The following is a 6,192-nucleotide window of genomic DNA, read 5'->3' as shown; positions in this document are numbered from 1 at the left end:
TTGGGACCGTTGGCAGTCTGAAAATCACCCGTCACGCCCCTCTCCGCAGCCACCCCCTGCGCCGCCCCCTTCCGCAGCGCGTCCCTCTCGCCTGGTGGGGAGGGGGTGGGTGGGTGGGGGAGGTGGGTGGAGGGGTGCGGGGGGTGGGTGGGTGCGGGTGGGGGTTTGGGGGTGTTGTGGGCGCGCGGGCTTTCGCCCTGCGCGCCCGCTGGGTGGGTGGTGTGGGGTGGGGATCGGGAGCGGGGTGGTGGTGTGGGGGTCCGGGATACTGGGGGTATGAGGCTGACGGAGTTCTGGCGACGGATGTACGCGCACTTCGGGGAGGTGTATGCGGAGTCCTTCGCGTCCGACCATGTGATGAGTGAGCTGGGTGGGCGGACGGTGCGCCAGGCGTTGGAGGCGGGTTGGGAGGCCAAGGACGTCTGGCGGGTGGTCTGCGAGACCCAGGGGGTCTCCGGGCAGTTGCGCTGAGCGTCTGCCGCGGGGGGTGGTGGGACAGACTGTCCGGGTGACTACGAGCGGAGAGCGGAAGGGCCCGGACGAGGCGGTGCGGGTCGTGGGGCGGGAGCGGACGGGTGGCGGGGTGTTGTGGGGCGGGATGCCGCCCTGGTTGCCCCGGGCGATGGTGCTGTTCCTGGTGTTGGTGGGGGTGTTCCAGCTCGCGGACTGGGCCTTCCGGCAGTTGATCGATCTGTTCGTGATGCTGCTGGTGGCCTTCTTCCTCTCGCTGGCGCTGGAGCCGGCGGTGGACCGGATGGCGGCGCGCGGGGTGCGCCGGGGGGTGGGCACCTTCCTGGTGTTCGTCGCGGTCGGGGTCGCGGTGGTGGGGTTCCTGGCGGCGCTCGGCACGCTGTTGGTGGATCAGGTGGCGAAGATCGCCGGGGATCTGCCGCACCTGGTCGACAATCTGATCGGCTGGGTCAACCGGACCTTCCATCAGGACCTTTCGCTGGGTGAGCTGCAGAAGCGGCTGCTGAAGGACTCCGGGACGCTCGAGGGCTACGCCCAGCAGGCCGCGGACAACGTGTGGGGCGTGTCGTCCACGCTGATCGGGGGGCTGTTCCAGGCCTTCACGGTCGGGCTGTTCACCTTCTACTTCACCGCCGAGGGCCCGCGGGTGCGCCGGACGGTGTGTTCGCTGCTGCCGCCCGCCAAGCAGGCCGAGGTGCTGCGGGCCTGGGAGATCGCGCTGGCCAAGACCGGCGGTTACCTGTACTCCCGGGCGGTGCTGGCGGTGGTGTCGGCGGCCGGGCACTGGGTGATGTTCGCGCTGATCGACCTGCCGTACTCGGCCGCGCTGGCGATCTGGGTCGGCGTCATGTCGCAGTTCGTGCCGACCATCGGGACGTACCTGGCGGGTGCGCTGCCGGTGCTGGTGGCGCTCACCGTGCAGCCGGTGGACGCGTTGTGGGTGCTGATCTTCACGGTGGTCTACCAGCAGGTCGAGAACTACGTGCTGCACCCGAGGATCACCGCCAGGACGGTCGACGTGCACCCGGCGGTGGCCTTCGGCGCGGTGATCGCGGGCGCGGCGCTGCTGGGGGCCGTGGGCGCGCTGATCGCGATCCCGGCGGCGGCGACGCTGCAGGGCTTCGTCGGGACGTACGTGCGGCGGTACGAGGTGGCCACCGACCCGCGGATCGACCGGGGCGAGCAGCGGCGGGCCCGCCGGGAGCTGCGCCGGGAGGCGGCGCGGCGGCTGCGCCGGATGGTCGGCGGCGACGGGGAGTGACGGTCGGCGGGGAGTGACGGACGGCGGGGCGGGTGGTGGGGGAGTGACCCCCGCCACCCGCCCCGCGGCGTGTTCGGGACCTGCGAGGCTTGAATCGAACAGATGTTCTTTTGTACTCTCCGGCGTGGAGTTTTCCACAGGGCGAGCCGGGTGGGGCTCGTTTGTCAGTGGGACGCGCTAGCGTCGAGGACGATGAAGCGCACAGCACAGAACCCGAGGGAAAAAGCCATGGCAGGTACGGACAAGGAGAAGGCCCTCGAGGCCGCGCTCGCCCAGATCGAGCGACAGTTCGGCAAGGGCTCGGTGATGCGCCTCGGCGAGAAGGCGAACGAGCCGATCGAGGTGATCTCCACCGGGTCGACGGCCCTGGACGTCGCCCTCGGGGTAGGCGGCATCCCGCGTGGCCGAGTGGTCGAGATCTACGGTCCCGAGTCCTCGGGTAAGACCACCCTGACCCTGCACCTGGCCGCCAACGCCCAGCGGGCCGGCGGCACGGTCGCCTTCGTCGACGCGGAGCACGCGCTCGACCCCGAGTACGCCAAGAAGCTCGGCGTGGACACCGACGCCCTGCTGGTCAGCCAGCCGGACACCGGTGAGCAGGCCCTGGAGATCACCGACATGCTGATCCGCTCCGGCGCGGTCGACCTGGTGATCATCGACTCGGTCGCGGCCCTCGTCCCGCGCGCCGAGATCGAGGGTGAGATGGGCGACTCGCACGTCGGTCTGCAGGCCCGTCTGATGAGCCAGGCGCTGCGCAAGATCGCCGGTGCGCTGAACCAGTCGAACACCACCGCGGTCTTCATCAACCAGCTGCGCGAGAAGATCGGTGTGATGTTCGGTTCGCCGGAGACCACGACCGGTGGCCGGGCGCTGAAGTTCTACGCCTCGGTGCGCCTGGACATCCGCCGGATCGAGACCCTGAAGGACGGCACCGAGGCGGTCGGCAACCGCACCCGCGTCAAGGTCGTCAAGAACAAGGTCGCCGCGCCGTTCAAGCAGGCCGAGTTCGACATCCTCTACGGCATCGGCATCAGCCGCGAGGGCGGCCTGATCGACATGGGCGTCGAGCACGGCTTCATCCGCAAGTCCGGCGCCTGGTACACCTACGAGGGCGATCAGCTCGGCCAGGGCAAGGAGAACGCCCGTAACTTCCTGCGGGACAACCCGCAGCTCGCCGACGAGATCGAGCGGAAGATCAAGGGCAAGCTCGGCATCGGCCCCAAGGTCGAGGAGCCGGCCGAGGGCGAGCCGGAGGCCGCTGGTGCCGACGGCGCCGCCAAGCCGATCGCCGCGACCGCCGCCAAGACGGCCGCGGCGAAGAAGACGGCGGCGGCCGCCAAGGCCTGAGTCGCTGATGCGGTACGAGATGGTGGGTGGCGGCCCGGCGGGCCCAGAGGACGACGACTACGGGCCGCCGGACTGGTTCGCCGCGGTAGCGGAGGAGCCCGAGGCGGGGCCGGGGCCTGCGGGGGAGCAGGTGGCGGGGGCCTCGATCGAGGCGCTGGGGCTGGTCCCGGCCTCCGAGCTGCCCACCGGGCGCCGTCGGCGCCGTTCGGCGTTGGTGGGCGGGGAGCCGGAGGCCGAGGGCTGGGATCCGGGTGGGGCCGGGGCGGCCGGGCACGGGGGTGCGGCCGCCCAGCCCGACCGTCCGCGCCGCAGCCGTCGGGGTGGGCGTTCCGGCGAGGGACCGCCGGGTGAGGCGGCCGCCGGAACGCGGAAGCGGGCCGAGGAGGACGTGGATCCGGAGAGCCGCGCCCGGGACATCTGCCTGCGGCTGCTCACCGGCGCCGCCAAGAGCCGTCAGCAGCTCGGCGACGCCCTGCGCAAGCGGGAGATTCCGGAGGACGTCGCCGAGGGGGTGCTCAGCCGACTGGAAGAGGTCGGGCTGATCGACGACGCGGCCTTCGCCGCGGCCTGGGTGGAGTCCCGGCACGCCGTTCGGGGCTTGTCCCGGCGGGCGCTGGCGCAGGAGCTGCGGACCAAGGGCGTGGCCGCCGAGCTGGTCGAGCAGGCCCTGATGCAGGTCGATCACGACGATGAGACGGATGCGGCCCGGGCGCTGGTCGAGCGCAAGCTGCGGTCCACCCGGGGGCTGGATCCGCAGGTCCGGACCCGGCGGCTGGTCGGCATGCTGGCCCGGCGCGGCTACTCCGAGGGTCTCGCCTTCCGGGTGGTGCGCGGCGCGCTGGATGAGGAGGCGACCGGAGAACCGTCGGGAACCGCGTGGGAGTAGGGGAGGGAGGGGCGGTACGGCGTGTTTCTTGGTCTGAACCAGGCCGAGTCTTGACCCTTTCGTGACCCCCACCTAGCCTCGCACTCAGTGCGGGGCCGCTTCCGGACGGCGCCCAGCGCAAGGACTGGGAGTGGGGCGCATGGGGATCTCGGCGGGTACCGGTCCGGGTGGCGCCCTGCTGCCGATCCTCGGGTCGGCCGTCGCCGTCCTGTCGGTGCTCGCGGTGCTCGCCGTCCTGGCGGTCCGGCGGCTGCGGACCGCGCAGCGGCAGGCCCTGGCCGAGGCCGAGCAGGCCCGCCGATGGGCCGAGGAGCAGGCCGATCGGCAGCGGGCCGAACTCGCCCGGCGCGAGGAGATCCTGGCCGAGGAGCTGCGCAGGCTGCGCCGACAGGAGGACGAACTGGCAGAACGATCGGCCGAGTTGGCGCGCTCCCGGGGCGAGGTCGAGGCGTTGGCGGTCCGTCGGGCGGCGGCGCTGGAGCGCGCCGCCGGGCTCTCCGCCGAGCAGGCGCACGCCCAACTCCTGAGCGAGGCCGAGGAGTCGGCCCGTCGGGAGGCGGCCGTCACGGTCCGGGAGATCGAGCGCGGGGCCAAGGAGGAGGGCGAGCGCCGGGCCCGGGAGATCCTGGCCGGGGCGATCCAGCGGCTGGCCTCAGAGCAGACCGCGGAGACCGCCGTCACCGTCTTCCGGCTGCCGGGCGAGGAGATGAAGGGCCGGATCATCGGTCGGGAGGGCCGCAACATCCGCGCCTTCGAGGCCGTCACCGGCGTCAACCTGATCGTCGACGACACCCCCGCCTCGGTGCAGCTCTCCTGCTTCGACCCGGTCCGCCGGGAGGCCGCCCGGCTCACCCTGGAGCAGCTGGTCGAGGACGGCCGGATCCAGCCGAGCCGGATCGAGCACGTCCACGGGCGCAGCCGGGCGGAGGTCGAGCAGCGCTGCGTACGGGCCGGCGAGGACGCCCTGCTGGACGCCCGGATCGGTGGGATGCACCCCGAACTGGTCCGCACCCTGGGCTCCTTGCGCTACCGCGCCTCGTACGGGCAGAACGTGCTCGGGCACCTGCTGGAGTCCGCGCACCTGGCCGGGATGATGGCCGCCGAGCTCGGGGTGGACCCGGAGCCGGTGCGCCGGGCGGCGCTGCTGCACGACATCGGCAAGGCGCTCACCCACGAGGCCGAGGGCAGCCACGCGGCGGTCGGCGCGGACTTCGCCCGGCGGCACGGGGAGTCCCCCGAGGTGGTGCACGCGATCGCCGCGCACCACGGCGAGGTGGAGCCCCGTACGGTGACGGCCGTGCTGACCCAGGCCGCGGACGCCTGCTCGGGCGGGCGGCCGGGCGCGCGCAAGGAGTCGCTGGAGCTGTACGTGCGGCGGCTGGCGCGGCTGGAGGAGATCGCCCGCGCGCACACCGGGGTCGCCGAGGTGTACGCGATGCAGGCCGGGCGCGAGGTGCGGGTGATGGTGCGGCCGGACACGGTGGACGACCTCGGGGCGGAGCTGATCGCCCGCGAGGTGGCCCGGCAGGTCTCGGCGGAGCTGACCTACCCGGGCCAGATCCGGGTGACGGTGGTCCGGGAGAGCCGGGCCACCGCGGTGGCGGGCTAGGCCTGGCTGGCCGAGTCCACCTGCTGGGGTTCGGGTTCCGGTGCCGCCTCGGGTTCGGGCTCGGGCGGGCCGGTGATCGGGGCGGGGCCGCCGCGGGCGCGGTCGGCGAGGACCAGGAGGTCCTCCGCGGCGGCGCCCTGGGTGACGCCGACCAGGTGCCCGTCCGGCCGGATCAGCAGCACGGTGTGCGGTCCGGCACCCGGGTACTCCTCGGTGACCAGCACCTCGGCCGGTACCGGCAGGGCGGCGGCGACCTCGCCGAGCCGGGGCATGAGTCCGGCGCTCAGCCAGTGCTCGGCGGACCACACGGCGGTGCCGGGGGCGACCAGCAGCAGCAGGAAGGTGGCGCCGAGCCGGGCGTGCAGGTGGTCCGGGGTGCCGTCGGCGGTGAGCACCGGCAGGTCCGGGACGAGCACGCCGGGGGCGGTGGCGGGCAGCAGTTCGCTGAGCGAGGTGGCGCCGCGGGCGCCGCGCTGGACCGGCACCCGGCCGGGGACGCCGGAGGGTGCCGCCGGGTAGGCGGGCGCGCCGCCGAAGCGGCCGGTGCCCAGCTGGCCGTCGGCGAGCAGCGGGGCGTGCTTGCGGAAGCCGCCGACCAGCAGCGGGCGGCGGGTCTGC

Annotated in this window: 5 protein-coding genes and 1 pseudogene; 5 read left to right on the top strand and 1 reads right to left on the bottom strand. The window is 73.4% G+C overall.

The features are described 5' to 3' along the window. The first annotated feature begins 276 nt into the window (after positions 1–276). The 5 genes from BG452_RS27795 (at position 277) to rny (ending at position 5,574) form a co-directional block, all read left to right on the top strand. On the top strand, positions 277–471 hold the full coding sequence (locus BG452_RS27795) for a DUF3046 domain-containing protein (protein ID WP_188307099.1): 195 nt from the start codon (positions 277–279) through the stop codon (positions 469–471). A gap of 37 nt (positions 472–508) precedes the next feature. Next, on the top strand, positions 509–1,732 hold the full coding sequence (locus BG452_RS27790; protein WP_411293034.1) for an AI-2E family transporter: 1,224 nt from the start codon (positions 509–511) through the stop codon (positions 1,730–1,732). Positions 1,733–1,960: 228 nt separating this feature from the next. Continuing rightward, positions 1,961–3,079, top strand: coding sequence for a recombinase RecA (recA, locus tag BG452_RS27785; protein WP_188307098.1), 1,119 nt, complete (start codon positions 1,961–1,963; stop codon positions 3,077–3,079). A 7-nt stretch (positions 3,080–3,086) separates the two neighbouring features. After that, a complete protein-coding gene (locus BG452_RS27780) occupies positions 3,087–3,965 on the top strand; it encodes a regulatory protein RecX (RefSeq protein ID WP_223242823.1) in 879 nt (292 codons plus the stop codon). 139 nt (positions 3,966–4,104) lie between these two features. Next, positions 4,105–5,574, top strand: a complete 1,470-nt coding sequence (rny, locus tag BG452_RS27775; RefSeq protein WP_223242822.1) for a ribonuclease Y — start codon at positions 4,105–4,107, stop codon at positions 5,572–5,574. Here the strand turns inward: rny and BG452_RS27770 are convergent. Continuing rightward, positions 5,571–6,192, bottom strand: a pseudogene (locus BG452_RS27770) (hypothetical protein); the annotation flags it as partial. The gene rny and the pseudogene BG452_RS27770 overlap by 4 nt on opposite strands.

Source organism: Streptomyces sp. CBMA123, assembly GCF_014596465.1.
Classification (GTDB): Bacteria; Actinomycetota; Actinomycetes; order Streptomycetales; family Streptomycetaceae; genus Kitasatospora.
This window is presented reverse-complemented; position numbering and strand designations above follow the sequence as displayed.